General features: G+C 68.9%; 26 protein-coding genes. 8 read left to right on the top strand and 18 right to left on the bottom strand.

What is annotated here, in order from left to right; translation table 11 throughout:
• Window positions 1–4 precede the first annotated feature (4 nt).
• The 11 genes from BO39_RS15770 to BO39_RS15720 form a co-directional block, all read right to left on the bottom strand.
• On the bottom strand, window positions 5–1,138 hold the full coding sequence (locus BO39_RS15770) for an acyl-CoA dehydrogenase family protein (RefSeq protein ID WP_043834978.1): 1,134 nt from the start codon (window positions 1,136–1,138) through the stop codon (window positions 5–7).
• Complete coding sequence (locus BO39_RS15765) at window positions 1,138–2,091, bottom strand: ABC transporter substrate-binding protein (RefSeq protein WP_043834976.1); 954 nt, start codon at window positions 2,089–2,091, stop codon at window positions 1,138–1,140. The genes BO39_RS15770 and BO39_RS15765 overlap by 1 nt, the downstream gene beginning before the upstream one ends.
• Window positions 2,088–2,813 (bottom strand): ABC transporter ATP-binding protein, encoded by a 726-nt coding sequence (locus BO39_RS15760; protein ID WP_043834975.1) that lies wholly within the window; start codon window positions 2,811–2,813, stop codon window positions 2,088–2,090. Before BO39_RS15760 ends, BO39_RS15765 begins: the two co-directional genes overlap by 4 nt.
• Before the next feature lie 4 nt (window positions 2,814–2,817).
• Window positions 2,818–3,666 (bottom strand): ABC transporter permease, encoded by an 849-nt coding sequence (locus BO39_RS15755; RefSeq protein WP_084698147.1) that lies wholly within the window; start codon window positions 3,664–3,666, stop codon window positions 2,818–2,820.
• A gap of 247 nt (window positions 3,667–3,913) precedes the next feature.
• On the bottom strand, window positions 3,914–4,546 hold the full coding sequence (maiA, locus tag BO39_RS15750) for a maleylacetoacetate isomerase (protein WP_043834974.1): 633 nt from the start codon (window positions 4,544–4,546) through the stop codon (window positions 3,914–3,916).
• A gap of 12 nt (window positions 4,547–4,558) precedes the next feature.
• Complete coding sequence (locus tag BO39_RS15745; protein ID WP_043834973.1) at window positions 4,559–5,539, bottom strand: Bug family tripartite tricarboxylate transporter substrate binding protein; 981 nt, start codon at window positions 5,537–5,539, stop codon at window positions 4,559–4,561.
• Window positions 5,540–5,589: 50 nt separating this feature from the next.
• The gene (fahA, locus tag BO39_RS15740; RefSeq protein ID WP_043834972.1) at window positions 5,590–6,873 is read right to left on the bottom strand and encodes a fumarylacetoacetase; all 1,284 of its coding nucleotides are present in this window, start codon (window positions 6,871–6,873) and stop codon (window positions 5,590–5,592) included.
• A 13-nt stretch (window positions 6,874–6,886) separates the two neighbouring features.
• A complete protein-coding gene (gene hmgA, locus BO39_RS15735) occupies window positions 6,887–8,224 on the bottom strand; it encodes a homogentisate 1,2-dioxygenase (RefSeq protein WP_043834971.1) in 1,338 nt (445 codons plus the stop codon).
• A 14-nt stretch (window positions 8,225–8,238) separates the two neighbouring features.
• On the bottom strand, window positions 8,239–9,219 hold the full coding sequence (locus BO39_RS15730; RefSeq protein ID WP_043834970.1) for an MBL fold metallo-hydrolase: 981 nt from the start codon (window positions 9,217–9,219) through the stop codon (window positions 8,239–8,241).
• A 13-nt stretch (window positions 9,220–9,232) separates the two neighbouring features.
• Complete coding sequence (locus BO39_RS15725; protein WP_043834967.1) at window positions 9,233–9,460, bottom strand: DUF2783 domain-containing protein; 228 nt, start codon at window positions 9,458–9,460, stop codon at window positions 9,233–9,235.
• Window positions 9,460–11,064, bottom strand: a complete 1,605-nt coding sequence (locus BO39_RS15720) for an FAD-dependent oxidoreductase (RefSeq protein ID WP_043835104.1) — start codon at window positions 11,062–11,064, stop codon at window positions 9,460–9,462. Before BO39_RS15720 ends, BO39_RS15725 begins: the two co-directional genes overlap by 1 nt.
• 90 nt (window positions 11,065–11,154) lie before the next feature.
• Here BO39_RS15720 and BO39_RS15715 point away from each other — a divergent pair, with 90 nt between their 5' ends.
• Entirely contained in the window at window positions 11,155–11,655 is a 501-nt protein-coding gene (locus tag BO39_RS15715) for a MarR family winged helix-turn-helix transcriptional regulator (protein ID WP_043834966.1), read from the top strand.
• Here the strand turns inward: BO39_RS15715 and BO39_RS15710 are convergent.
• Window positions 11,635–12,186: a cysteine hydrolase family protein gene (locus BO39_RS15710; protein WP_281175556.1), complete on the bottom strand. Its 552-nt coding sequence runs from the start codon at window positions 12,184–12,186 to the stop codon at window positions 11,635–11,637. The genes BO39_RS15715 and BO39_RS15710 overlap by 21 nt on opposite strands.
• Before the next feature lie 280 nt (window positions 12,187–12,466).
• Between BO39_RS15710 and glgX the strand changes: the two genes are divergently transcribed.
• On the top strand, window positions 12,467–14,611 hold the full coding sequence (gene glgX, locus BO39_RS15705; protein WP_043834963.1) for a glycogen debranching protein GlgX: 2,145 nt from the start codon (window positions 12,467–12,469) through the stop codon (window positions 14,609–14,611).
• Window positions 14,612–14,696: 85 nt separating this feature from the next.
• Here glgX and BO39_RS15700 read toward each other — a convergent pair whose 3' ends face one another.
• Complete coding sequence (locus BO39_RS15700; protein ID WP_084698145.1) at window positions 14,697–15,611, bottom strand: oxygenase MpaB family protein; 915 nt, start codon at window positions 15,609–15,611, stop codon at window positions 14,697–14,699.
• A gap of 441 nt (window positions 15,612–16,052) precedes the next feature.
• On the opposite strand from BO39_RS15700, the gene BO39_RS30025 reads away from it, so the two are divergent.
• On the top strand, window positions 16,053–17,858 hold the full coding sequence (locus tag BO39_RS30025) for a carbohydrate-binding domain-containing protein (protein WP_052402160.1): 1,806 nt from the start codon (window positions 16,053–16,055) through the stop codon (window positions 17,856–17,858).
• Window positions 17,859–17,919: 61 nt separating this feature from the next.
• Here the strand turns inward: BO39_RS30025 and BO39_RS33650 are convergent, their stop codons facing one another.
• Entirely contained in the window at window positions 17,920–18,090 is a 171-nt protein-coding gene (locus BO39_RS33650; RefSeq protein ID WP_169742772.1) for a hypothetical protein, read from the bottom strand.
• A 317-nt stretch (window positions 18,091–18,407) separates the two neighbouring features.
• On the opposite strand from BO39_RS33650, the gene BO39_RS15685 reads away from it, so the two are divergent.
• Entirely contained in the window at window positions 18,408–18,806 is a 399-nt protein-coding gene (locus BO39_RS15685; RefSeq protein WP_211257466.1) for a phosphatase domain-containing protein, read from the top strand.
• Window positions 18,807–18,816: 10 nt separating this feature from the next.
• Here BO39_RS15685 and denD read toward each other — a convergent pair whose 3' ends face one another.
• From denD to ltnD, 3 genes are all read right to left on the bottom strand, one after another.
• Window positions 18,817–19,776, bottom strand: a complete 960-nt coding sequence (gene denD, locus BO39_RS15680; RefSeq protein ID WP_043834961.1) for a D-erythronate dehydrogenase — start codon at window positions 19,774–19,776, stop codon at window positions 18,817–18,819.
• A 7-nt stretch (window positions 19,777–19,783) separates the two neighbouring features.
• Window positions 19,784–20,563 (bottom strand): 2-oxo-tetronate isomerase, encoded by a 780-nt coding sequence (otnI, locus tag BO39_RS15675; RefSeq protein WP_043834959.1) that lies wholly within the window; start codon window positions 20,561–20,563, stop codon window positions 19,784–19,786.
• 106 nt (window positions 20,564–20,669) lie between these two features.
• Window positions 20,670–21,578, bottom strand: coding sequence for an L-threonate dehydrogenase (gene ltnD, locus BO39_RS15670; protein ID WP_043834956.1), 909 nt, complete (start codon window positions 21,576–21,578; stop codon window positions 20,670–20,672).
• Between the two features lie 255 nt (window positions 21,579–21,833).
• On the opposite strand from ltnD, the gene BO39_RS15665 reads away from it, so the two are divergent.
• Genes BO39_RS15665 through BO39_RS15650 form a run of 4 tightly spaced genes read left to right on the top strand, consistent with a single transcriptional unit; the run spans window position 21,834 to window position 26,145 of the window.
• Window positions 21,834–22,895, top strand: coding sequence for an ABC transporter ATP-binding protein (locus BO39_RS15665; RefSeq protein ID WP_043834953.1), 1,062 nt, complete (start codon window positions 21,834–21,836; stop codon window positions 22,893–22,895).
• 43 nt (window positions 22,896–22,938) lie between these two features.
• A complete protein-coding gene (locus BO39_RS15660; protein ID WP_043834950.1) occupies window positions 22,939–24,261 on the top strand; it encodes an ABC transporter substrate-binding protein in 1,323 nt (440 codons plus the stop codon).
• Between the two features lie 59 nt (window positions 24,262–24,320).
• The gene (locus BO39_RS15655) at window positions 24,321–25,280 is read left to right on the top strand and encodes a carbohydrate ABC transporter permease (protein WP_043834948.1); all 960 of its coding nucleotides are present in this window, start codon (window positions 24,321–24,323) and stop codon (window positions 25,278–25,280) included.
• On the top strand, window positions 25,273–26,145 hold the full coding sequence (locus BO39_RS15650) for a carbohydrate ABC transporter permease (RefSeq protein ID WP_043834946.1): 873 nt from the start codon (window positions 25,273–25,275) through the stop codon (window positions 26,143–26,145). The genes BO39_RS15655 and BO39_RS15650 overlap by 8 nt, the downstream gene beginning before the upstream one ends.
• Here the strand turns inward: BO39_RS15650 and BO39_RS31130 are convergent, their stop codons facing one another.
• Window positions 26,146–26,622 (bottom strand): septal ring lytic transglycosylase RlpA family protein, encoded by a 477-nt coding sequence (locus tag BO39_RS31130; protein WP_043834944.1) that lies wholly within the window; start codon window positions 26,620–26,622, stop codon window positions 26,146–26,148. It abuts the gene before it with no gap.
• Window positions 26,623–26,642 lie beyond the last annotated feature (20 nt).

Below are 26,642 nucleotides of genomic sequence, written 5' to 3'. Positions count from 1 at the left end.
CCTTTCAGATGGAGAGCGCGGCCCGCCCGGCCGCGAGAAGGGCTGCGTCGGGCTGCGGCGTGTGGATGCGGGCGCAGAGGACGTCGCGTAGGTGCCGCTCCAACGGGTTGGCGCGCGACAGGCCGTGATTACCGCAGAGGGCCACCGCCTCCTGCACCGCCACGACGGCGTTGTCGGCGGCCACGGTCTTCATGAGGCCGAGCCCGGTGGCGCCGGTACCACCCCCGGCGGCCCCGGCGATCAGATGCGTGTTGGTGAGGATCAGCGCCTCGATCCGTCCGACCGCCTCCTGCACGCGCGGCAGGGTAGCGAGCGGTGCGCCGAGATTTGCCGGCACCCGCGCGCGCAGGAAGCCGAGCAGCCAGTCCCGCGCCGCCCGCGCGACGCCCGTGTAGAGCGCGGCGATCAGCAGCGTGTTCCAAGCGACCGCGTCGGCGTCGGGCGCCGCCCAGGCGGAGGGTGAGCGCAGTTCCAGCGCGTGTTCCCCGGGCAGCGCCACATCCTCGAACACCACGTCGTGGCTGCCCGAGGCGCGCAGGCCCGCCTGGTCCCAGGTTTCGACGATCCGCACGCCCGGCGCGCGCATCGACACGAGGAAGAGGCCCGTGCGGGGCGAGGCTTCGTCCGTCCGCGCCCAGACCAGCCCCCAGTCGAGCGCTGGTGCACCGGTGGAGTAGATCTTCCGGCCGCTGAGCCACCATCCATCGGCCACGCGCCGCGCGGTGGTAACGGGAAGCCCGCCGCGCGCGGGCGTGCCAAGCTCCGGCTCCACCCGCAAGGCGTTCATCAGCTCGCCGCGCTCCACCGCACCCTCGGCGATGCGGGCGCGGAGGGCGCGCGGCACGGCGGTGTTGCGCGCGAGGCCGCGGTGCTGGATGAGCTGCATCGCCAGCACCAGCGCGGTGGCCGGGCAGCCCTCCGCCACGGTGCCGACCAGCTCGGCCGCCCAGGAGAGGCCCATGCCCTGGCCACCGAATTCCGGCGGCACGGTCATACCCAGCAACCCGCCCTCGCGCAGCAGCGCAATGTTCTCGTGCGGGAAGCTGCCCTCGCGGTCGTGCCGCGCGGCGCCCTCGGCGAAGCGCTGCACCATCTCGCGCAGCGGGTCGGTGCGGCGGGGAAGAAGCGAGCCGTCCATCAGGCGCGCGCCGCCAGCCGCGCGAAGCCCCGGTCCCAGAGCGGGGCGACATCCACGCGGCGCGGGATCACCCCAATGCGGGCGAACTCGTCCGCCACTGCCTGGTGCGAGGCGATGGCCGCGTCGTCCACCGACACGATCGCGCGCGGCTGCGACACGTTGTCGAGCAGCGCGCGGATCGTCGCCTCCGGCACGCTCAGGGCCGATGCCTGGGCCGCCGCGTACTCCGCCGGCCGCTCCTGAATGAAGGGCAGCGCGCGGCGGAGGCGGTCCAGAAGGTCCCGCGCCGCCTCCGCGCGCGCCGGCTCATCAGCCAAGTTCGCGCGGATGAAATAGGGGTAGTTCCCGGAGAGGATCCCCGCTGCCGTCCGCAGCACCCGCGCGCCGCCCTGCCGCGCGACCGGCACGGAGTAGCCGTAGATTGCCCAGGCATCGAGCGCCCCCGCCCGGAAGGCCGCCTGTCCGTCGGAAGGCGTGAGGTTCACCAGCTGCACGTCGGAGAGCGAGAGCCCGACCTCCGCAAGCATGCGGGAGAGATAGTAGTGCGTGGTCGTCGCCCGCACGTAGCCGACGCGCTTGCCCTTCAGTCCCGCGATGTCGTGGATGGCCGATCCTGCGGGCACGAGCACCACCTGCTCGTTCACGTCGCCGCGGATGACGGCGACGAGCTTCACGCGGGCGCCCGAGACGGCGGCGAAGGTCGGCGGGATTTCGCTGCCATAGGCGAGGTCCAGCGCCCCGGCATTGGCGGCCTCCACCATGAGGTTGCCCGAGCCGAACTCCGACCACTCGACGCGATAGGGCGTGTCGGCCAGTCCAGCGAGGCGCAGCAGCAGCGCGTCGCCCGCCTTGTACTGCGCGACGCGCAGCGTGACTGGCCCTTGCGCCCGCGCCAGCGCGGGCATGGCGAGCGCACCAAGGATTGCGGCGCGGCGGGTGGCGAGGATCGTCATGCGGCCTCCCGGATAACCTCGGCCTCGAGGCCGAGCTCGGAGAGGAGGCGCCGCCGGAGCGCAACGAAGCGGGCATCGCCGTGGCTGCGCGGGCGCGGCATGTCCACCGCGATATCCGCCGCGATCCGCCCGGCATCGAGCACCAGCACGCGATCGGCCAGCAGCACCGCCTCATCCACGTCATGCGTCACGATCAGCGTGGTGGGACCGTGCGCGCGCCAGAGGTCGAGCACCAGCGCGTGCATGCGGATGCGCGTGAGGGCGTCGAGCGCCGCGAAGGGCTCGTCGAGCAGCAGCAGGCGCGGCTCGCGCACCAGTGCCCGGGCCAGGGCCGCCCGCTGCGCCTCACCGCCCGAGAGGGTGGTTGGCCAGGCCTCAAGGTGGCGCGCCAGCCCGACCTCGCCGAGCGCCCGCTCCGCCCTCGCCTTTGCATCGGCGCCCGGAAGACCCAGGGCAACATTTGCCCAGATCCGCTTCCAGGGCAGAAGCCGCGGCTCCTGGAACACGGCGGCAACGCGGTCCGGCAGTTCGATGGCGGCCTCCGCCGGCGCGGGGTCGAGGCCAGCCAGGGTCCGCAGCAGCGTCGTCTTGCCCGAGCCGGAGCGGCCGAGCAGGGCGGTGAAGGAACCCGGCTCCAGCTCCAGGTCCAGGCCGTGCAGCACCGTGTTGGTGCCGAAGCGGCGGGTCAGGCCGCGTACGGAGACGTTGCGTTGGTCGCTCATCGGCTCAGCCCTTGATCAGATTGGGGCGCCAGGCGAGCGCCCGCCGTTCGACGGTCCGCACCAGCGCGTCGGCGAGGAGGCCGAGCAGCGCGTAGACGACCAGCCCGACCACGATCACGTCGGTGCGGAGGAAGTCGCGGGCGTCGTTGATGAGGAAGCCGATGCCGGCGGTCGCGTTGATCTGCTCGGCGATCACGAGGCTCAGCAGGGCGCTGCCGAGGGCGTAGCGAAGCCCGACGAGCCCAGAGGGCAGCGCGCCCGGCAGCACGACGTGGCGGATCAGCCCCGCGCGATCGAGCCCGAAGACCCGCCCTGCTTCCATGAGCTTCGGATCGGTGCCGCGGATCCCCGCGAAGAGAGTGAGATAGACGGGAAAGGCGCTGCCAAGAGAGACGAGCGCGATCTTCGGCGCCTCGCCAATGCCGAACCAGAGAATGAAGAGCGGCACGAGCGCGAGGAAGGGCAGCGTACGCAGCATCTGCATCGGCGCGTCCACGATCTCCTCCCCACGCTTGGAGAGCCCGGCGATGAGAGCGAGCGTCACGCCCGAGGACACGCCGATCAGCAGCCCTGCCGCCACGCGACCGAGGGAGACGAACAGGTTGTGCGGCAGTTCGCCCGAAAGGATCAGCTCCCAGGCGGTCGCGACGATCGTCGTCGGCGCGGCCAGCGTGCGCGGCGCGATGAGCCCGGCCATGGAGGCACCCTGCCAGAGCAACAGGATCACGATGGAAGAGGCGAAGCGCTTGTAGCGGGACAGGCCAAAGCCCGCGCCGTTCGACGGGCGAACGACCTCTCTCAGCCGCGCGGGCGCAAGGGCCCTGCGCGCGCCAATGGCGTGCGTATCGGACATCGGGAAGGCTCCGGCGGTGGGGTTGCCGCGCGAGGCGGCGCGGGATCGAGGCGGATCAGCCCCGACAGGACGCCGTGATGCCGGAGGGTGCGGCGCGGACTGGCGTGTCGTTCATGCCCACAAAGCTATGAACGCAGCGCAGGCCGCGAAAGAGCGCGGTTTACCAAATAAGGGGCAGCCCGTGGTCGCGCTGTCCTGCGCCAGGGTGGTCCGGGGGAATGCTATTCCCCCGGCCCGTATAGGCGGCCTATTCGGCGTCCGGCTGGCGTTCCGGCGCCGCTGCGACAAAGGCCGGGTGCGCCTCGCAGGCCGTGACGGCGGCGCTGATTCGCGGCAGGTCCCCGATCTCGGCCCCGAAGCGGCGGGCATTACCGACCTGGGGGATGAGGCAGAGATCGGCCAAGGTCGGCGCCTCTCCGAAGAGGAAGGGGCCCTTCTCCGCGGCAACCAGCCGCTCGCAAGCCTCCAGCCCCTCGCGGATCACGCGGCGGGCCCAGCCCGTCACCTCCTCTTCCGGTAGGGAGAGCGCCCGCAGTGCCGCCAGCACCTTCAGGTTCTGAACTGGGTGGATGTCGCAGGCAATGGCCTGCGCGACGGCGCGGATATGCGCCCGCTCCAACGCGTCGCCGGGCAGCAGACGCGGCTCCGGCACCGTCTCGTCCAGCCACTCGCAGATCGCGAGCGACTGGGTGAGCACCGCGCCGTCATCCGTCTCCAGCGCCGGCAGCAGGCCCTGCGGGTTGAGGCGTAGGTAGTCCGGCGCGCGCTGCTCGCCCTTCCGAAGGTGATGGAAGGCGTGCTCCACCGACACTCCCTTCAGGTTGAGGGCGATCCGCACGCGCCAGGCGGCGGAGGAGCGGAAATAACCGTGCAGCCGCATTCAGTACCTCGATCAATCGAGCGTGATGTTAAGGTCGCGGATCAGCGGCAGCCAGGTGGCGCGCTCGCGCTCCAGCAGCGCCTCGAACTCGGCGGGGCCGCCGGTCAGCGTCTCGAGCCCGATCTGCTTCATCCGACCGCGCACCGCCTCGTCGCGCATGGTCGCGTCCAGCTCCCGCGTGAGCTGCGCGACCAGGGCATCGGGCGTTGCCTTCGGCACCACCAGCCCTTGCCAGGCATAGGCCTCGAAGCCGCGCAGGCCCAGGGCGGCTTCGACCGTCGGCACGGAGGGCTGCTCCTCCAGCGGCTGGGCGGAGAGCACCGCCAACGCCTTCACGCGCCCCGAGCGCAGGTATTCGGCGCCCGAGGGATAGTCGAGCACCATCATCGGAACCGTGCCCGCGATGAGGTCGTTCAACGCTGGCGCCGCGCCGCGATAGGGAACGTGGTTGAACCTGACGCCGGCCTCCCGGGAAAGCCGCTCCAACGCCAGGTGATGCGGCGAGCCGATCCCGGCCGTCGCGCAATCGATCGAGCCGGGCGCCGCCTTCGCCTTCGCCACCAGCGCCTGGACCGTATCCGCCGGCGCCTTCTCGCCCACTGCGAGGACGAGGGGAAAGCGCGCCATCAGTCCCACCGGGCGGAAGTCGCGCACGGGGTCGTAGGGCAGGCGCTTGAACAGCGCGGTGTTGAAGACGAGCGTGCCGTTGTCGGCGGAGAACAGGGTGTAGCCGTCCGGCGGCGACTTCGCGACGGCCTCTGCCCCAATATTTGTCGCTGCCCCCGGCCGGTTCTCGACGACGATTGGCTGGCCGAGGCGGTTGGACAGGTTGGCGCCCACCAGCCGCGCCAGCGTGTCGGTCCCGCCGCCCGCGGCATAGGCGACCACCCAGCGCAGCGCCCGCTCCGGATAAGCCGCGAGCGCCTTGGCGAGGGGCAGCGCCGCGAGGCCGGCGCCCAGCAGGGCGCGGCGGCCAGGGGTGAACTCTCTCATGGGTCGTCCCTTCCTCAGGCCGGCTCGTGCGGCCGGCTTCGTGCGATAGCTCAGTTGGCGGGCAGAATGGTCGATCGGCAATCCCCGAAGCCGATCGGGGCGAAGCCCTCGCGGCTGGCCTGGGCACGGAGGATGATCTCGTCCCCGTCCTCCAGGAAGCGGCGCGTCTCGCCGGAGGGCAGCTGGACCGGCTCCTTCCCCCCCTTGCTCGCCTCCAGCAGGCTACCGAAGCCACCCTCCCCGGGGGCGGAGATGGTGCCGGAACCCAGCAGGTCCCCTGGGTTCAGGTCGCAGCCGTTGGAAGCGTGGTGCGCCACCATCTGCGCGACGGTCCAGTACATGTGGCGCGTGTTCGACAGCGCGAGCCGGTGCGGCGTCATCCCAGCCTTCGCCATTCCAGGGGTGAGAATCAGCACCTCCAGCGCGATGTCGAAGGCGCCGCGCGCCTGGTCCTGAGGATCCAGCAGGTAGGGCAGCGGAGCCGGATCGCCCTCGGGGCGCGGCGGCTGCGGGATGCGGAAGGGCTCGAGCGCCTCCGGCGTCACCACCCAGGGCGAAAGCGTGGAGCCGAAGTTCTTCGCGAGGAAGGGCCCTAGCGGCTGGTACTCCCAGGCCTGGATGTCGCGCGCCGACCAGTCGTTCAGCAGCCCGTAGCCCGCGACATGCGCCTCGGCCTCCGCCACCGGAATCGAATCACCGAGGGCCGAGCCGGGTCCTATCCAGATTCCCATCTCCAGCTCGTAATCGAGCCGCTCGCAAGGCGCGAAGCGCGGCGCCTCGTCGCCAGGCCCCTTCAGCTGGCCCTTGGGCCGCCGCACCGGCGTGCCGGAAACGCGCAGGGAGGAAGCGCGACCATGGTAGCCGATCGGCACGTATTTATAGTTGGGCAGCAGCGGATTGTCAGGGCGGAAGACCTTTCCGACATTCGTCGCGTGATGGATGCCGACATAGAAGTCGGTGTAGTCGCCGACCCGCGCCGGCAGGTGCAGCGTGCAGTCCACCGCGGGGTAGAGATGCGACTCCAGCGCGCCTCTCTCGCCGCTTCCCTCCGCCAGCAGGGAGGAAAGCCGCGCCCGCAATTCTCGCCGCGTCCCGGCGCCAAGGGCGAAGAGTGCGTTCAGCGTCCCGCCCACCGCCGCCTCACGCACGTCCTCGGCCACCGGTGCGGCGGAGAGGTCGAGGACCATGTCCCCAATCGCGACACCCGCCCGCGCCGCCCCGCCGCCTGGTGGGGTGAAGACCCCCAGCGGCAGGTTCTGGATCGGGAAGTCCGGGTGGCCGTTGGCGGAGGTCACCCAGCTGCGGAGGGATCGGTCGTGCGTGGCGTTGGTCATGCGGTGCGGTTGCTCAGCGCTGGTTCGGGTTGAAGTGCTTGCGCAGGCCCGCGCCGTAGCCGGCATAGTCCCGCTGGAACTGTGGCGCCTCGGCCGCGTAGCGCGTCACGCGCTGAGGCAGGCGCGTCTCGAGCATGAAGGCAAGCGTGTTCTCCAGCTTGTGCGGCTTCAGCTCCGCGTTGCTCGCGCCCTCGAAGGCCGCCATGTCTGGCCCGTGCGGCAGCATGCAGTTGTGCAGAGAAAAGCCGCCTGGCGTGAAGCCCCCGCCGGTCTTGGCGTCGTAGACGCCCTCGATCAGGCCCATGAACTCGCTCATGACGTTCATGTGGTACCAGGGCGGGCGGAAGGTGTTCTCGGTCACCAGCCAGCGCTCGGGGAAGATAACGAAGTCGATGTTCGCCGTGCCCGGCGTCTCGCTGGGCGAGGTCATGACGGTGAAAATCGACGGGTCCGCGTGGTCAAACAGGATCGGTCCGACCGGGGAGTAGCGCTTCAGGTCGTACTTGTAGGGCGCGTAGTTGCCGTGCCACGCCACCACATCGAGCGGCGACTGCGCGATCTCCGTCCGCCACAGCACGCCGCCCCACTTCACCGTCAGGGTGGAGGGCACCTCTCGGTCCTCATAGGCCGCGACCGGCGTCAGGAAGTCGCGCTGATTCGCCAGGCAGTTGGCACCGATCGGCCCGCGCTCCGGCAGGGTAAAGGCGCCGCCGTAGTTCTCGCAGAGGTAACCGCGCGCCGGCCCACCGCGCAGCTCCACCCGCAGCTTCACGCCGCGTGGAATGACGGCGATCTCGCCCGGCGCGATGTCGATCACGCCGAACTCGGTGGCCAGCCGCAGCCCGCCCTGCTGCGGCACGAAGAGCATCTCCGCATCGGCGTTGTAGAAGTACTCGTCCTCCATGGAGCGGGTGACGAGATAGATATGCGCGCCCATGCCCGACTGCGCGCCGGCGTCGCCAGCCGTGGTGATGGTGCGGATGCCCTCAAGGAAGGAGACCTTCCCCTCCGGCAGCGGGATCGGGTTCCAGCGGAGCGGCGCCAGCGGCAGCTCGACCTCCGCACACGGAGCGGTGCGCCACAGGCCCGCATCCACCCGCTCGAAGCTTCCCCAGTGCGCGACCGTTGGGCGGATCCGGTAGAGCCAGGACCGCTCGTTCGTCGCCCTCGGCGCGGTGAAGGGCGAGCCCGAAAGCTGCTCGGCATAAAGCCCGTAGGCGCATCGCTGCGGAGAGTTGCGCCCGATCGGCAGCGCGCCGGGCAGGGCCTCGGTCTCGAAGCCGTTGCCGAAGCCCGGCATGTAGCCGGTCTCGTTCCTCGTCAGCGGCTGCGGGGTGAAGGGGGCGTTCATGATGGGGCTCCTCTCTATCCGTCCAGCTCAGCGGACTTCATCTCGGTGCCGTGCTCGAGCGCGCGCCACATTTCCACGTCGCGCTCGGCGGTCCAGATGCGCGGATGATCGAGGCCCTTGGCCTCATCATAGGCGCGGGAGGCATCGAAGGGCATGCAGTGGTCGAAGATCACCCAGTGCCCGTATTTGGGCCGCATGGCCGACATGGCCTCGTCGTAGACCTGCTTGAGCGAGTGACCCGCGGCCACGCCCCGCTTTGCGATCCCGAAGAGGTCCGAGGTGAAGTCGGCCGTCCCGCGCAGCCCCTCCTCGATGCTCTCGGGCGTGGTCAGCGAATTGCCACGGCCCGGAACCAGCGCGACCGGCTTCAGCGCCCGGATCGCCTCCAGCGTGCCCGGCCAGTCCGCGAAATGCGCGTCGCCGCAATAAGGGGTGGCACCGTACTCCACGCAGTCGCCGGAGAAGAGCACCCGCTCCTTCGGCAGCCACACCACCGTATCACCGGCCGTGTGGGAGCGGCCGATATGGATGATCTGCACCTCCCGCTTGCCCATCCAGAGCGTCATGCGCTTCTGAAAGGTCACGTGAGGCCAGGTCAGGCCGGGGATGCTCTCCTTGCCGCGGAACAGGCGGGGGAAGCGGCCGATCTCGCTGTCCATGTCCTGCTGCCCGCGCTCCACGATCAGGTCGCGCGTGACCTCGGAGGCAATGATCTGCGCCCCCTCGTAGCCGGAGGCACCGAGGACGCGCACCGCGTGGTAGTGGGACAGCACCACATGCGTCACCGGCTTGTCTGTCACGGTGCGGATGCGCGCGATCACGTCCGCCGCCATGCGCGGCGTCGCCTGGGCATCGACGACCAGCACGCCCTCGTCCCCGATGACCACGCCCGAATTCGGATCGCCCTCGGCGGTGTAGCCGTAGAGGCCCGGGCCGAGCTCGTCGAAGGAGATCGTCTTGTCGGCGAGATCGGTGGTGCTGGCAAAGCCGGACATGGCAAATCCTCTCCTAGGCGCGGGCGGCAATCGTATTGTCGATGCCATCAGGCTCGATCCCCCGCCGCGCCCGCGCCATGGCCTCGCGCAGCACGGAGAGGTCCCCGATATGGTTGCAGAGCAGCAGGATCAGCCGCGCATCCACCTGCCGACTCCCCTCGGGCGAGAGACCCTGGTGGATGGACAGCAGCGCCTCATAGAAATCATCGGGCGAGGCGATGTTGGGCTCGGTGTTCAGCATCACGCCCTCCCCACCGCACGGTCGAGCGCCGCACGAACCGCCTCGGGGTCGAAGCGCCGCCAGCGGGCGCAGACATGCTGGTCCGGGCGGATGAGGTAGGTGGTGCCGGGCAACGCGTCGTAGCGGCGCGCTGCGAAACCCTCCGTATCCTCCTCGGCGGTCACGTTCACCACGCGCAGCGCCGGCATGGTCTCCGGTGCGGGCGGCAATGCCTCGCCGAAATGCAGCAGCACGAAGCCGCCGCCCAGTCGCCGCAGCAGCCAGTCCGAGGCGCCCCCCCGCATCAGCGGCGCATCCAGAGCCGGCGCGCCCGGCATCATCGCGCCCGCGAAATCGTCCGTGTCCGGAGTGTTGAGCGGCGACGCACGGTAGGTACTCGGCAGCGACAGCCTTCCGCTGTTCACCAGTCGCCGGGCGAAGGCGCAATCCCGTGCCAGGTCCAGCGTCGCGTCCCGGAAGGCGCGGCTCGCCTCGTTCTTCGGCGTGATGAAGTCGGTCGAGCGGGTGGAATTGAGGATGTTCTCATCCGCTGCCGCCACGCGCTCGTCGTCGTAGCTGTCGAGCAGGGTTTCGGGCGCCTCGCCCCTCAGCACCAGCGCCAGCTTCCAGGCGATGTTCTCCGCGTCCTGCACGCCGCTATTCGCGCCTCGCGCGCCAAAGGGCGAGACACCGTGCGCCGCATCCCCCGCGAAGATCACCCGGCCGTGCCGGAATCGTGCCATCCGGAGGCAGGAGAAGGTGTAGACGCTCACCCATTCGAGCTCGAACTCGGCATTCTCGCCCAGCAGGGCCCGCACGCGGGGGATCACCCGTTCGGGCGCGCGCTCCGCCTCCGGGTCCGCGTCCCAGCCGAGCTGAAAGTCGATGCGCCACACGCCATCTGGCTGGCTGTGCAGCAGCACGGACTGGTTTGGATGGAAGGGCGGATCGAACCAAAACCAGCGCTCCGCCGGGAAGTCGGCCTTCATGCGGACATCGGCGATGAGGAAGCGGTCGCGGAAGGTGCGGCCCTTGCTCTCCAGACCCAGTGCCCGCCGGATCGGGGAGCGCGCGCCGTCCGCGGCAATCAGGTAATCGGCGAGGATCCGGTACTCGCCCTCCGGCGTCTCTACCAGGAGGCCAAGGCCCTCCTCACCCGACTCGACCGCGGTGACCTTGTTGCGCCAGCGAATCTCGATGCCCGGCAGCGCCCGGGCGCGGTCCAGCAGGAAGCCCTCCACATAGTATTGCTGCAGGTTGACGAAGGCTGGCCGCTCGTGCCCGCCCTCGGGCAGCAAGTCGAAGTTGTAGACGGGGTGGTCGCGGTGGAAGACCCTCCCGCGGTTCCAGGTGACGCCCTTCTCCACCATTGCGTCGCCGCAACCCAGCCGGTCGAAAATCTCGAGCGTGCGCTTGGCGAAACAGATCGCGCGGGAGCCGTTGGAGAGGCTGCTGTCATCATCCAGCAGCAGCACACGCAGGCCGGATTGCGCGAGGTCGATCGCGGTCGCCAACCCCACGGGCCCCGCGCCCACCACCACAACGGCGTGCCGCGCGACCTGCGGCGAGGATTGGTCGGGGGAGCGCCGGTACTCGAAGCGGAGCGACTGGTAGTCGACGTGCATGGTCCGCAACCCTCCCCTTCTTCCCGGCCTTGGCGGCCCTCCTGAAAGGGGCAAATATCATCTCATTTGAGACGATACAAGGATTCCACGGTGCCGCGCTCCCCTCCCCCTGACCCGGCTCCGCTGCGGCTCGCGGAGTTCCTGCCCTACCGGCTCTCGGTCGTGGGGGAGACGGTCAGCCGCGCCTTCGCCGACCGTTACGAGGCCGAGTTCGGCCTTTCCATTCCCGAGTGGCGCGTCATGGCCATCCTGGGCGAAGGCGAGCCGCTCTCCACGCAGGAGGTGATCGTCCGCAGCGGGATGGACCGCGTGAAGGTCAGCCGCGCGGCCATCCGCCTCGCCACCAAGTCGCTCGTCGCCCGGACCCCGCGCCCGGGGGACCAGCGCGCCCATATCCTGCGGCTGGCGCCGAAGGGTCTCGCGCTCTACCGCCTGATCGTTCCCCGCGCCCGCACCCTCCAGGCCGCGCTGGCCGAGGCCCTGACCGTGGAAGAGCAGCGCGCGCTGGACGTTATCCTCGGCAAGCTGCACCGTCGTGCCGCCAGCCTGCGCGGCCGGGAGGATGAGGCGTCAGACCCAGGCCTCGAGTAGCTCCTCTGTCCGCACCGTCTCCACCTGCTGACCGAAGCGCTCGCGGTAGAGGGTCAGCAACGCGTCATGCGTCCGGTCGGAGGATGAGCAGACCGCATCCGTCGGCACCACCACGCGGAAGCCGCGGTCAACCGCGCCGAGCACCGCCGCCAGGACGCAGACATCCGTTTCCGCGCCTGTCACGATCAGCGTGTCGGTGCCCCATTCCTTCAGCAGTGCCTCCAGCTCCGGCTGCAGCCAAGGAGAATAGACCTTCTTGTCCACCACCTGCGCAGGCGGCACCAGCCGCGCCAGGGCGGGCAGCAGTTCCACCGCTTCGGGTGGCAGCGCCTCCAGCGTCACGCTGTCCCATCGCTCATAGTAGCGACGCCAGGTCCCCTCCCCCTCCCCCGGCCGATCCGCGGGGATGAAGCGGGTGAAGACGGTTCGCTCCGGGTGGGCGGCCGCGATCCGCTCCACCACGGGCAACGTCTTGATCATCCAGGGCGCATGCCAATCCGTCCGCTCGGCGAAGAGGCGCTGCATATCCACGCAAAGATGCGCGCAGCGATCTGAAAGGGGTCCATAACGAAACCCGTTTTCCTCCTTCATGACACCTCCCTGTCGTTCTCTTGAATGGAACGGCCCCAGCCAGCCGGGGATGCAGCACGATCGCCAGGCACGGCCCTGTGATCACGTCCCCGTAGGCCCGACACGGCGCATGAACCAAGCGCCCTCCGTCCCGTTGCCCCTGCTCGATACCCCGCGGACGTGCGCGAGCTGGCCGGATGACCGGCCGGCGCCCCGTCCCCTGCTACGAACGGAGCCGCCTTTGTCAGAGGTCATCAAGTCCCGCATCAAGGAGGGCACGCCGAACGCCCTGGGCGCCAGCTGGGACGGCAAGGGCACTAATTTCGCGCTCTTCACCGCCAACGCAACGAAGGTCGAGGTTTGCCTCTTCGACAGCACCGGCGGCAAGGAGATCGATCGCGTCGAGTTGCCGGAATACACGAACCAGATCTTCCACGGCTACCTGCCGGACGTGGCGCCCGGCACCTTCTACGGCTACCGCGTCCACGGTCCCTATGAGCCCGAGGCCGGCCATCGCTTCAACCCCAACAAGCTGCTCCTGGACCCCTATGCCCGCGCCCATGCCGGCGAGCTGACCTGGGATCCCTCCGTCTTCGGCTACAAGATGGAAACCGGCGACGATCTGACCTTCGACGAGCGCGACAGCGCCGCCTTCATGCCGAAATGCGTGGTGGTGGACCCGAACTTCGACTGGCAGGGCGAGCCCGGGCGGCAGTCGGTGCCTTGGGACCACACCATCACTTACGAAACCCATGTGAAGGGCTTCACCCGCCTGCACCCGAAGGTTCGCCAGGACCTGCGCGGCACCTATGCCGGCCTCGGGCAGAAGCCGGTAGTGGACTACATCAAGTCGCTCGGCGTGACCTCGGTGGAGCTGCTGCCGATCCACACCTTCATCAACGACGACTTCCTGCTCAACCGCAACCTGGTGAACTACTGGGGCTACAACACCATCGGCTTCTTCGCGCCCGACCCGCGCTACGCCGCGGACGTGCCGAACTCGCTGCGCGAGTTCAAGGAGATGGTCTCCCGCTTCCATGACGCCGGCCTCGAGGTGATCCTGGACGTGGTGTACAACCACACCGCCGAGGGCAACGAGAAGGGCGCGACGCTCTCCTTCAAGGGCATCGACAACGCCAGCTACTACCGCCTGCTGCCGGACCAGAAGCGCTACTACATCAACGACACCGGCACCGGGAATACGGTGAACCTCTCGCACCCCCGCGTCATCCAGATGGTGGCGGACAGCCTGCGCTACTGGGTGCAGGAGATGCATATCGACGGCTTCCGCTTCGACCTCGGCACCATCCTCGCGCGCGAGCCGCACGGCTTCGACGAGCAGAGCGGCTTCCTCAAGGTCTGCGGCCAGGATCCGGTGCTACAGCAGGTGAAGCTCATCGCCGAGCCCTGGGATTGCGGCCCTGGCGGCTACCAGGTCGGCGGCTTCCCCGCGGGCTGGGCCGAGTGGAATGACACCTTCCGCGACACCGTGCGCGACTTCTGGCGCGGCGAGGCCCCGGCCACCGCCCTTGCCCCGCGCCTCTGCGCCTCCGGCGACAAGTTCAACCACAGCGGGCGCCGCGCCTGGGCCTCGGTGAACTTCATCACCGCGCATGACGGCTTCACGCTCAACGACACCGTCACCTACAACGAGAAGCACAACGAGGCGAACGGCGAGGACAACAAGGACGGCCACTCCGACAACCGCTCCTGGAACTGCGGCGTCGAGGGGGAGACGGAGGACGAGGCGATCAACGAGCTTCGCGCCCGCCAGATCCGCAACATGCTCTCGACGCTCATCCTCTCCCAGGGCACGCCCATGATCCTGGCGGGGGACGAGTTTGGCCGCACGCAGGAGGGCAACAACAACGCCTACTGCCAGGACAGCGAGATCAGCTGGCTGAACTGGGACATCCAGGAGAAGGGCCAGTCCCTCATCCGCTTTACGCAGAAGCTGACGGGGCTGCGCCACAAGTACCCCATTCTCCGCCGCACCCGATTCCTCACCGGCGAGTACAACGAGGAGCTGGGCGTCAAGGACGTCACCTGGATCAACGCCAACGGGTCCGAGATGCAGCAGGGCGACTGGGAGGATGCCAGCATGAAGTGCTTCGGTATGCTCATGGACGGCCGGGCCCAGGTCACGGGCATCCGCAAGCGCGGCCAGGACGCGACGCTGCTGATGGTCATCAACGGCCACCACGACGTCGTGGACTTCACGCTGCCGGAGTCGCCGGGCGGCAAGTGCTGGTCCCTGCTGGTGGACAGCAACCTTCCGGACGAGGCGGAGGAGCCGAGCTTCGACGTCGGGCACGCCTATCAGACCACCGCCCGCTCCGTGCTGCTCTTCCTCTTGATGCCGGAGGAGGCGCCCGCCAGCGCCTGATCAACCCGCCGTCGCGGTGGCAATCCCACCGCGACGGAACTTCAGCCGCCTCAGGACCGGATAGACAAAGGAAGAAAAGCCGTCGTCAGTCCGCCCCGCCGCCCCTTGCCGCTGCCTCTGCAGACCGTCCCTCGGGTGCCGCGTCCCGCTGGAAGGCCCAGCGCAGCGTCCGCGCGATCCCGAGTGTTCCCGCCCGCACCAGCGGCCGGCTCAGCGCCGGGCCGGGGAGCCCGTGCATACGCCGCGCCCATGGCGGCAACAGGTCCACCCCGGCCTGGAGAGTTAATTGCTGCAACGGCTCGGCCATCCGATTCGGCGCGGGCTGGCTGAGAACGAGCCGGGCAACCTCCCGCGTCCGGAAGTCGCTCCGCAGGACAGGCCGGGTTGCCGTGATTAGCGCCATCGCCTCGGCACGGCTCTGCGGCACCGGATCGGCTCCCAGCGCCCGGCCTATCAGCGCCATCTCCTTGAAGTAGTTGTCCTGGTCCTCCGCCGGCATGGCCGGGTCGGCGTAGCGAATCCAGGCGTCGAGGAAACTGACCGCTTCCGTGACATGCACCCAGGCCAGCAGCGCCGGATCATTCGCCTCATAGGGCGTACCGTCCGGCAGGGTTCCCCGGATGTGGCCGTGAATGCCCCTCACCCTGGCAATAGCCGCCTCCGCCTCCGCCTGGGCGCCATAGGTGGTTACGGCAATGAACCGCGCCGTGCGACGCAGCCGCCCGTGCATGTCCGCCCGGAAGTTGGAGTGGTCCCAAACCCCCGCCAGCACCGCTGGGTGCAGCATCTGAAGAAGGAGCGAGGCCACCCCGCCCACCATCATGGACGTGACGTCTCCATGCACCCGCCACGCAACCGAGGCCGGACCGAAGAGCCCGTCTGGCTGCCGGATGACCGGCTTCTCGCCGCGCTTCCGGTCATTGAACAGCGCTGCCACCTGCGCGGCGATCGCCCCTTTGAGCGGCCTCGCGACGAGGGTACCGAAGGAATCGGCAGGCATCAGCAGCGCCCCCAGGCGGCCGGCAGGAAACCGAACGGCGCCGGGCAGCGGTTAGCCGGGGGAGAAAGCATCATCCAGGTCCAACGGAGAAGGGGCAACGGCGTTGCCGCACTCACCGCCCCTGCCCTTCGCTGACCGTGCTCCAGGCGCGCCAGGACTCACGAAGCCGGCACTATTGTGATGAGTTAACAGTGTGCTTTCAGGGCACGTCGCACTGTGACGTAACATGATCAACCGATCAGTTCTAGGATTTTTTTCCTTCTCTTCACGGAATTGAGAGGATGCGATCAGCAATTCATCGTCCGAGCAGGAACCGTTTTGGTTTCATGCCTGTGTGCTGCCCGGCCCCTTTGATAGCGCTTCGCTCAGCCGCACGCCGTTCGGAGCGCTCACTCAGCGACGCGACGTGCCGGACAGCAACAACGGGAAAGAAGAGCAGCAATGAGCACCCTCTCGGTCGGCGCAGGCCAGCAGTTCTCGACCATCGCATCCGCCATCGCGGCCTCGCGCGACGGCGACGTCGTTGCCGTCCAGGCTGGCACCTATACGAACGACTTCGCTTCCGTGAACACGAAGATCACCATCGAAGGGGTCGGCGGACTGGCACACCTCAACGCCAGCGGGAACATCCCGAACGGGAAGGGCATTCTGATCACCAACACCGACGTGACGATCAAGGACCTTGCTTTCTCGGGCGCCACGGTCGCGGATGGCAACGGCGCCGGTATCCGCTACCAGGGCGGGAACCTGACGATCGAGGACTCGCTCTTCGAGAATAACCAGAACGGCCTACTCGCCAACCCGGTGTCGGACGGCACGATTACGATCAGGAGCAGCGAGTTCAACCACAACGGCGTCGGTGACGGCCGCACCCACAACCTCTATGTCGGTGAGATCGCCAAGCTCACCATCGACAACAGCTACTTCCACGACGCGGTCATCGGTCACGAGATCAAGAGCCGCGCGCACGAGACGACCGTCACCAACAGCCGAATCGCCGAGGGCACCGATGGTACGGGCAGCTACTCCATCGACGTGCCGGATGGCGGCAAGGTGGTCGTCGCCAACAACGTCATCCAGCAGGGCGCGCGTTCCGACAATCCGGGCATGATCCACTTCGGCGGCGAGAACGGCCCCTATGCGGGCTCCAGCATCTCCGTCACCGACAACACCGTCATCAACCACTTCGTCTCGCCCAGCGCCTCGCTGCTGCTGAACGATACGGGCGCCCCGGCGTATGTCTCCGGCAATTCGGTCTTCGGCCTTCCAAACCAGGTGGTCTCCGGCGTCGGGGATGTCCTCAACACGATCAAGCTGGCGGTGGCGCCCCTGCTGGACCTGTCGCACCCCTATAGCGGCCAGGCCACGCCTGCGCCGGTCGCGACACCTGCCCCCGCGCCGGTCGTCACGCCCGATCCTGTGCCCGCGGCCGACACGGACCATCCCGCCCCCGTGACGACGCCCGCGCCGGTGCTCGCACCCGCCCCGGTGCCTGTCGCCGACACGAACACGCCCGCCCCCGTGACGGCGCCGCCCCCGGTCGTGGCGCAGCCGGTGGCCGGCCCGGGCGACCTCGTCCTCCACGTTTCGGAGGATGCCTGGCAGGGCGACGCGCAGTTCATCGTGACGATCGACGGCCAGCAGTCCGGTGGTATCCGCACTGCCACCGCCTCCCACGCCGCGGGCCAGCACAATGACGTGGTGATCTCCGGCCTTGCCGAAGGCCAGCACACGGTGGGGATCACCTTCCTGAACGATGCCTGGGGAGGCACGGACTCCACTGACCGCAACCTGTATCTCGACAGCATCAGCTACGCCGGGAAGGAAACCGCGGTGAACGCCGCCCTCAACAGCGCGGGCACCGCAACGGCTACGGTTGGCGACGCGCCCGCCCCGGCCGGCAACGCGCCTGCCCAGGCCGGCCACAGCTTCACCCTGCACCTCTCGGAGGATGCCTGGCAGGGCGACGCGCAGTTCGTCGCGATCGCCGATGGGAGGCAGGTGGGCAGCGGTGCGGTAACCGCCTCCCACGCCGCGGGGGCGACGCAGGACTTCACCTTCAACGTCGCGAACGCGCCCTCGAACATCACTGTCGCCTTCATAAACGACGCCTATGGCGGCACCGCGGCGACCGACCGCAACCTCTACGTGGACGGCATCAGCGTGGACGGGCACGACGTGGCCAGTGCGAACGCGGCGCTCCACAGCTCCTCGATCGTGAACTTCCACGTCGATCCCTGGGGCTGACAGCAAGGGGGGCGCCAATCGGCGCCCTCACAAGCCATCCCGGAGGGGTGGCGGCCCGGCGTCAGGCGCGCCCGGGCCGCTCCTCCGCATCCTCGGTGCCTTCCCCGGCCGGCCCGGCGGCCTCTTCGGCCGCAGCCGCCTTCTCCAGCTTCTTCTGCGCCTTCGCCTGCGCCTTCAGTTCCTTCGCCTTCTCGCGCTGGCTACGCTCGAAATCGTAGTTCGGCTTCCGCATGCACCACCTCATCCTTCCTGGGTCGCGATCACGCGGCCAGCGCAAGCTTAGCGTGCATGGCGCCCGCCCCTCAACGCCCCTGCCCCACCGCCGCTCCGCGGCGACGGTCCCGCAGCGGAGATTGGCCCTCGCCGCCCGCCCCCCGGCATCCTGCCGCCCGGCCAGCCCGGAAAGAGGGACGAGATGCGGACCAGCCACACCCACCCGCTTCAGATCGCAACCCCCCCCGCCCCGGCGGCGGTCTGGTCGGCCTCACCTTCTGCCCCGGAAAGTGGCAGCAAGCGGCCGCGACCGGCGCCTGGGGCCCCGATCTGACGATGGATGTGAAGGCGATCGCCGCCTGGGGCGCGACCCTCGTCCTGACCCTCGTCACAGGGCAGGAGCTGCAGGCCCTCCGCGTGGCCGGGCTCGGGGCGGCCGTCGCGGCGGAGGGCATGGCCTGGCTTCACCTGCCGATCGAGGACTTCTCCGTTCCCACCGCCGAATGGGAAGCCGCCTGGCGGGAGGAGCGCCACGCCGTCCACGCCGCGCTGGTCGGTGGGGAGGCGGTGCTCGTCCATTGCAAAGGCGGCCTCGGCCGCGCGGGCCTCGTGTCCTCCCGCATCCTCGTGGAGCGCGGCATGGCGCCACAGCAGGCCGTCGCCGCCGTGCGCGCCATCCGCCCCGGCGCCGTCGAGGCGCAGGAGCAGGAACACCACGTGCTCAGCCTGCGCTGAGTCCCTCCGGCTACCGGACGAATTCGTCCCTGTACTGCCGCACGACCCCGTCGAAGTCGCGGTCGCGCGTAAAGCCGAGCGCCACCGGCCGCGTGATGTCGAAGTCGCCAGGCCAGGAGCAGACGATATCGGCCACCCGCTTCTCCGGCTCCTGGCTGACCAGCGCGCGCGCGGCGCCGCCGCCCACCCGCTCCAGGCTTTCCAGCATCTCCCCCGCCGTGACGCAGATGCCCGGCAGGTTCAGCGTGCGCCACGGACCGATCCGCGCGCCGTCCACCGCCATGGCGTGCACGAGGTTTGTCACAACGGCGTCCGGCGAGGAAAGCCAGAGCCGCGTGTCCGGCGGCACCGGCAGGTTCGAGGCGACGCCCGCCAACGGCTCCCGGATGATCCCGCTCGCGAAGGAAGAGGCTGCCGAGTTCGGCTTGCCCGGCCGCACGACGATGGTCGGCAGCCGGCACACCCGTCCGTCCACGAACCCCCTGCGGGAGTAGTCGTTGACCAGCAGCTCCCCCATCGCCTTCGCCGCGCCGTAGGAGGAGGCGGGCATCGGCGCCAGACTCTCCGGCACCACGGCCGGCATCTCGCCGCCGAAGACCGCGACGGAGCTGGCGAAGACGAAGCGCGGCGCACGCCCGGTGGCTCGCGCCGCTTCCAGCAGGGCGCGGGTGCCGTCGAGGTTCACGCGCATTCCGACGTCGAACTCCGCCTCCGACTGGCCGCTCAGGACCGCGGCCAGGTGGAAGACGCCGACCGTTTCCGTATCGATCACACGCCTCGCCAGGGCGGGATCGGCGATATCGCCGACCACCGAGGAAACCCGCGCATCCTCCACCGGGCAGGGCGCGAGATCGACCGAAAGCACGCCCTCGAAATCCGGCAGCCCGTCCTTGCTCCCGCGTGCGGCCAGCAGCGCGCGGATGACCCGACTGCCGAGGAAGCCTGCACCACCCGTGACGACGATCCTCATGTCGGCCTCAGCGCGCCTTGTAGGGGGCGAACCAGCCGAGCCCGGCTGTCGTCTCGCCCCGCGGGTTGTACTCGCAGCCGATCCAGCCCTTGTAGCCCACGCGGTCCAGCACGCCGAAGAGGTGCGGGAAGTTGAGCTCCCCCTCGTCGGGCTCGTGGCGGTCGGGCACGGAGGCGACCTGCACATGCGCGAAGCGCCCGGCCAGCTTTTCAATCAGCTTGCTCAGGTCCCCGTCCATGATTTGCGCGTGGTAAAGGTCGAACTGCAGCGAGACGTTCGGCCTCCCCACGCGGTCGATCAGCGCGATGCCGTCCATCTGGTGGTTGACGAAGTAGCCGGGCATGTTGCGCGTGTTGATCGGCTCCACCACGAGCGTGACGCCCTCCGCCGCCGCGGCGTCAGCGGCGAAGCGGATGTTCTCGATGAAGGTCGCCTCGCAGGCCGCCCGGTCACGGTCGCCGGTGATGCCGGACATACAGTGCAGCAAGGGGCAGCCCAAGGCCTTCGCGTAGCGCAGCGCCACGGGAACCGTCTCCCGGAACTCCGCTTCACGCCCGGGGATGGCGGCCATGCCGCGCTCGCCCCCGGCCCAGTCCCCGGGCGGCATGTTGAACAGCACCTGCGACAGACCGGCCGCGCGCAGCTTCTCCGCCACGGCTTCCGGCGCGTGCTCGTAAGGGAAGAGGAACTCCACCGCCTCGAAGCCCGCCGCGGCCGCCGCGGCGAAGCGGTCGAGGAAGGGCAACTCCGTGAACATCATCGAGAGATTGGCGGCGAAGCGCGGCATATTCCTGTTCCTTCTCGGGCCCGACCGACCCAGTCCCGTGCCTCCGCACGGAAGCGCCTCCCCAGGTTACCCGACTTAGGCGCCGGCGGAACCCGCGGCCCGAAGCTCACGCACCATCGTCACCGGGCAGCTTGATTCCGGCGAAGGTCCGGATCACCGCGGCATCGGATTCGCGCCCATGCCCCGCGTTGCTCGCGTTCGCGAACATCCCATAGGCCGTGCTCGCCAGGGGCAGGGGGAAGTTCAGCGCCAGCGCCGTCTCCGTCACCAAGCGCAGGTCCTTCACGAAGATGTCCACGGCGGAGTGGGGCGTGTAGTCGCCTTCCACCACCTGCTTCATGCGGTTCTCGAACATCCAGCTGTTCCCCGCGGCGTGGGTGACCACCTCGTACATCGTGTCGAGCGGGATGCCGGCGCGCGCGGCCAGCGCCATCGCCTCCGCCCCCGCCGCGATGTGAACCCCGGCCAGCAGCTGGTGCACGATCTTCACCGTGGCCCCGAGCCCGATCTCTGCCCCGACCTCGTAGACCTTGCCCGCCACCGCATCGAGCACCGGCCGCAGCCGGTCGAAGGCGGCGCGCGACCCGGCGGCCATCACCGTCATCTCCCCCGCCGCTGCCTTCGCCGCTCCGCCCGAGACCGGCGCGTCGAGCATCAGCAGCCCCATCGCCTCCAGCCGCACCGCGATCTCCCGCGAATCGGCGGCTGAGATAGTGGCGGAAACCATCACCCCCGTTCCCGGCCGCAGCCGCGCGGCCAACCCACCCGGCTCGAACAGCACCGCCCGGCACTGCGCGGCGTTCACGACCAGCAGCAGCACCCCGTCCAGCTCGCCCGCGAAGGCTGCGGCATCGTCCCCGCTGGCCTCCGCCCCCGCCTCCCGCAGCGACGCGCAGGCGGCAGGGTTCACGTCCAGGCCATAGGTCGCCAGCCCGGCGGCAATGCAGGAGCGGGCTGCACCCATGCCCATGGAACCGAGTCCGGCCACGCAGACCCTGTACCGGTTGCCGCTCATGTGGACGTCCTCGGTTGATCTTGCATTTGTGAAACGTAAGCGGGCGACGCAGCGCAGCGGAACGCCCGGTCCGGAGCCGCCGGCAATACAGCCCGCTCCGCCTCGCCCCGCAAGCCATCGCGCAGGGGGTGCCCACCGGGATCCCTGTTGCATTGCCTCGCGCGCCCTGCGTAGGCTTGGGTCAACAAAGCTGGAGGATTGTCCCAATGGTAAATTTGTGGCCGTGCGCCCGCCTCATGTCCTAGCGGACCGCTGATGGCTTCGGTCGAGATACGCGGCGTCCGCAAGAACTTCGGCGCCACACCCATCCTGCACGGCGTGGACCTGAACATCGCGGACGGCGAGTTCTGTGTCCTGGTCGGCCCTTCGGGCTGCGGCAAGTCCACCCTGCTGCGGATGATCGCGGGGCTGGAGAACATCAGCGGCGGCGAGATCGTCATCGGCGGGCGCGTGGTGAACAATGTGCCGCCGAAGGACCGGGACATCGCCATGGTGTTCCAGAACTACGCCCTCTACCCGCATATGACGGTGCGGGAGAACATGGCCTTCTCGCTCCGCCTGGCGAAGGCGCCGAAGGAGGTGATGGAGGCCGAGACGGCGCGCGCCAGCCGCATCCTCGGCCTCGACCCGCTGCTCGACCGCTACCCGCGCCAGCTCTCGGGCGGCCAGCGCCAGCGCGTGGCCATGGGCCGCGCGATCGTGCGCCACCCGCAGGTCTTCCTCTTCGACGAGCCGCTTTCCAACCTCGACGCGAAGCTGCGGGTGCAGATGCGCGGCGAGATCAAGGACCTCCACCAGCGGCTCCGCACCACCACCGTCTACGTCACCCATGACCAGATCGAAGCCATGACCATGGCCGATAAGATCGTGGTGATGCAGGCCGGCCGGGTGGAGCAGATCGGCACGCCGCTCGAGCTCTACGACCGTCCCGCCAACCTCTTCGTCGCGGGCTTCATCGGCAGCCCCGCCATGAACTTCCTCCCCGGCCAAGTCGGCGACGGCGGCTTCCGCCCGGACGGCATCGACGGCGCGACGAGCCTTCCCCTGCCCGCCCGCGCCGAGGCGGGCCAGCCGGTCGTCTACGGCATCCGCCCGGAGCACCTTCGCCTCGACGAGAACGGCATTCCCGTCACCGTCCAGCTCGTGGAGCCCACCGGGTCGGAAACCATGGTCACCGCGCGGCTCGGCGAATCGACGCTCGTCGGCGCCTTCCGCGAGCGCGTCACGGCGCGCGTTGGCGACACGCTCCGCATCATGCCGGATCCCGCGCTCGCGCACCTGTTCAACAAGGGGACCGGCACGCGCCTCGGCGCCTGATCGCTTCCGCAACCAAGAAGAAAAGAGAGGGAGAAACCTAAGGATGAACCGGATCACCCGCCGCGGCACGCTGGCTCTCGGCGCCGGCGCCATGGCCGCCACCACCTTCGGCGCCCGCGCCGCCGTGCCGGTCAAGGACGCGACAGCGCCGCGGCAGCCGATCGAGAATGGCGCCACCCTCCGCGTCCTGCGCCCGACGAAGTTCGTGGACGCGGACGAGACGATCTTCCGCGAGAACACCGCCAAGTTCACCGCCCAGACTGGCGTGCAGGTGCGCGTGGACTTCGCGGGCTGGGAGGACCTCCGCCCGCAGACCGCGGTTGCCGCCAATACCGGTGCCGGCCCCGACGTGGTGGTGGGCTGGGCCGATGATCCGCACATCTACGCCGACAAGCTGCTCGATCTGACGGAGCTGGCCGGCTACCTCGGCCAGAAGTATGGCGGCTGGCTCGCCCTGCCCCAGCGCTTCGGCAAGAAGTGGGGCACGGAGCAGTGGATCTCCCTCCCCATGGGCGGCACGGGCGCGCCCTGCGTCTACCGCATCTCCTGGGCGAAGGAGGCGGGATATGACAGCATCCCGACCGACCACGAGGGCTTCCTCAAGCTCTGCCAGAACATGAAGCGCAACGGCCACCCCGCCGGCTTCGCGCTGGGCAACGCCGTCGGCGACGGCAATGCCTACTGCAACTGGCTGCTCTGGTCCCATGGCGGCATGGTGGTGGACGAGGCCGGCAAGGTCGCCATCAACAGCCCGCAGACCATCGCCGCGCTCCGCTACGCGAAGGAACTCTACCAGACCTTCATTCCCGGCACCCTCTCCTGGGGCGACGTGAACAACAACCGTGCCTATGCGGCGGGCGAGATCGGCGTCACCCAGAACGGCGTGTCGATGTACTTCTCCCTCAAGAACGACCCGCGCACGGCCGCCATCGCCGAGGACACGGGCATGATGCGCATGCCCACGGGACCCGCCGGCAAGATGGCGGAGAACGTGCTGCTGCTGAACGCCATGGTGTTCCGGCACAGCCGCTACCCGAACGCGGCCAAGGAATACCTCCGCTTCATGATGGAGCAGGAGCAGTACGACCCCTGGCTCATCGGCTGCGGCGGCTACTGGTCCCACCCGCTCGCGGCCTATGCCGAGAGCGAGGTGTGGAAGAGCGACCCCAAGCTCGCCGTCTACCGAGACACCAACACGGTGGAGTTCTGGTCCGGCTACAAGGGCCCTATCGGCGTCGCCTCCGGCTCGGTCGCGGCCGATTATGTGGTGGTGCAGATGTTCGCCGCCGCCTCCTCCGGCCAGTCCACGCCCGAGGAAGCCGTGCGCGAGGCCGAACGCCGCACCCGCCGCTACTACCGCTCCTAATCGGGCAGGAGCGCCGCGGGCCCGCCCGCGGCGCCACCCGATCCCACAGGGAGGCCCCAATGGCCGACACAACCGCCGCAGTGCCCTGGAACCCGAGGCGCTCCGCGCCCGGCGCCCTCGCCCGCCTCCTCGACAACAAGGCCTTCCTCGTTTTCCTCTGCCTGCTGCCGGCGGTGGGCCTGCTGCTCGTCTTCCTCACCTACCCGCTCGGCCTCGGCATCTGGCTCGCCTTCACGGACACCCATATTGGCCGCGGCGGGGAATTCGTTGGCCTCGAGAACTTCGAATCCCTCTGGTACGATCAGGTCTTCTGGAACGCCGTCTTCTATACGGTCTTCTACACGCTGGTTGCGACCGTCCTGAAGTTCGGCCTCGGCCTCTGGCTCGCCCTGCTGCTGAACGAGAACGTGCCCTTCAAGTCGCTCATCCGGGCCATCATCCTGATGCCCTGGATCGTACCGACCGTCCTCTCGGCCATCGCCTTCTGGTGGATGTTCGACGCGCAGTTCTCGATCATCTCCTACGTGCTGGTGGACGTGCTGGGCTGGCGCACCAGCTACATCGACTTCCTCGGCACGCCTTGGCACGCACGCTGGTCGCTCGTCTTCGCCAATGTCTGGCGCGGCATTCCCTTCGTCGCGATCTCGCTGCTGGCGGGGTTGCAGACCATCTCGCCCTCTCTCTACGAGGCCGCGCTGCTGGACGGCGCCTCCTCCTGGCAGCGCTTCACGAAGATCACGGCGCCCCTGCTGATGCCCATCCTCTCGGTGGTGCTCACCTTCTCCGTGCTCTTCACCTTTACGGACTTCCAGCTCGTCTATGCCATTACCCGCGGCGGGCCGATCAACTCCACCCACCTCATGGCCACGCTGGCCTTCCAGCGAGGCATTCCCGGCGGCCAGCTCGGCGAGGGGGCGGCCATCGCGGTCTCCATGATCCCCTTCCTCGTCCTGGCAACGCTGTTCAGCTACTTCGCCCTCTCCCGGCGCAAGTGGCAGCAAGGAGGCAACGATGAGTAATTCCACGGAGGAGGGCGCGATCCTCTCCTGGCAGTCGGCCCCGCGCCGGCTGGTCACGCTCTACCTGCCCCTGGCCCTCTTCGTGTTCATCCTCCTCTTTCCCTTCTACTGGATGACGATCACGACTTTCAAACCGAACGCGGAACTCTACGACTACAAGAACTTCAACCCCTTCTGGGTGGTCCATCCGACCCTCGCGAACATCAACAAGCTCCTGTTCGAGACCTCCTACCCGCGCTGGCTGATGACCACCATGCTGGTGGCCATCTGCTCGACCGTGCTCGCGATCTTCGCCTCGGTGCTGGCGGCCTATGCCATCCAGCGGCTGCGCTTCCGGGGCGCCAACGCGGTGGGGCTGGCGATCTACATCGCCTACCTCGTGCCGCCTTCGATCCTCTTTATCCCGCTGGCGACGATGGTCTTCCAGCTCGGCCTCTTCGACAGCCCGCTGGCGCTCATCCTCACCTATCCGACCTTCCTGATTCCGTTCTGCACCTGGCTGCTCATCGGCTACTTCAAGTCCATTCCCTATGAACTCGAGGAATGTGCCCTCATCGACGGCGCCTCCCGGCTTCAGATCCTTCGCCGGATTACGCTGCCACTGGCGGTGCCCGGCCTGATCAGCGCCGGCATCTTCTCCTTCACCCTCTCATGGAACGAGTTCATCTACGCGCTCGCCTTCATCTCTTCCTCGGAGAAGAAGACCGTTCCCGTCGCCATCCTGACGGAGCTCGTGCAGGGCGATGTGTATCAGTGGGGCTCGCTCATGGCGGGCTCCCTGCTCGGCTCGTTGCCGGTCGCGATCTTCTACTCGTTCTTCGTGGACTACTACGTCTCCTCCCTCACCGGTGCGGTGAAGGAGTAGCTAGCCTCCGCGGGAGCCCGCGCCCCGTCGGACGGTGCCGTCGCGCTGCGGCACCTCCACCGGCGAGATCTCCACCGGCGCGACCCCCTCCTCCAGCATGCCCAACTGCTGGGCCGTGCGGGGGCTGACATCGAGGATGCGGCCGCGGACATAGGGGCCGCGGTCCTCCACCTCCACCGTCGCGGTGCGTCCCGTCTCCAGGTTCTTCACCCGTGCCGTCGTACCCAGCGGCAGGGTCCGGCTCGCGGCGGAATTGGAGTTCACCGAGAAGCGCTCCCCGTTCGCCATCCGCCGCCCGTTCAGCCCGCGGTGATAATGCGACGCCCGGCCCCGCTGCACACGGCCAGATGTGTCGTCGCTCGGCCTTGCCCGCTGCTCCTGGGCGCTGGGTTTTGCCGCCTCGGCCGGCGCCGTCGCGGAAAGGGACGCCGCCGAGACGGTCGCCGCAAATGCCAGCAGGGCCAATGTCTTGCCCATGTAGAGCCTCCTGTCCTGAT

Origin of the sequence: Roseomonas aerilata DSM 19363, assembly GCF_000711725.1 — a bacterium.
Taxonomy (GTDB): Bacteria; Pseudomonadota; Alphaproteobacteria; order Acetobacterales; family Acetobacteraceae; genus Roseomonas; species Roseomonas aerilata.
This window is presented reverse-complemented; position numbering and strand designations above follow the sequence as displayed.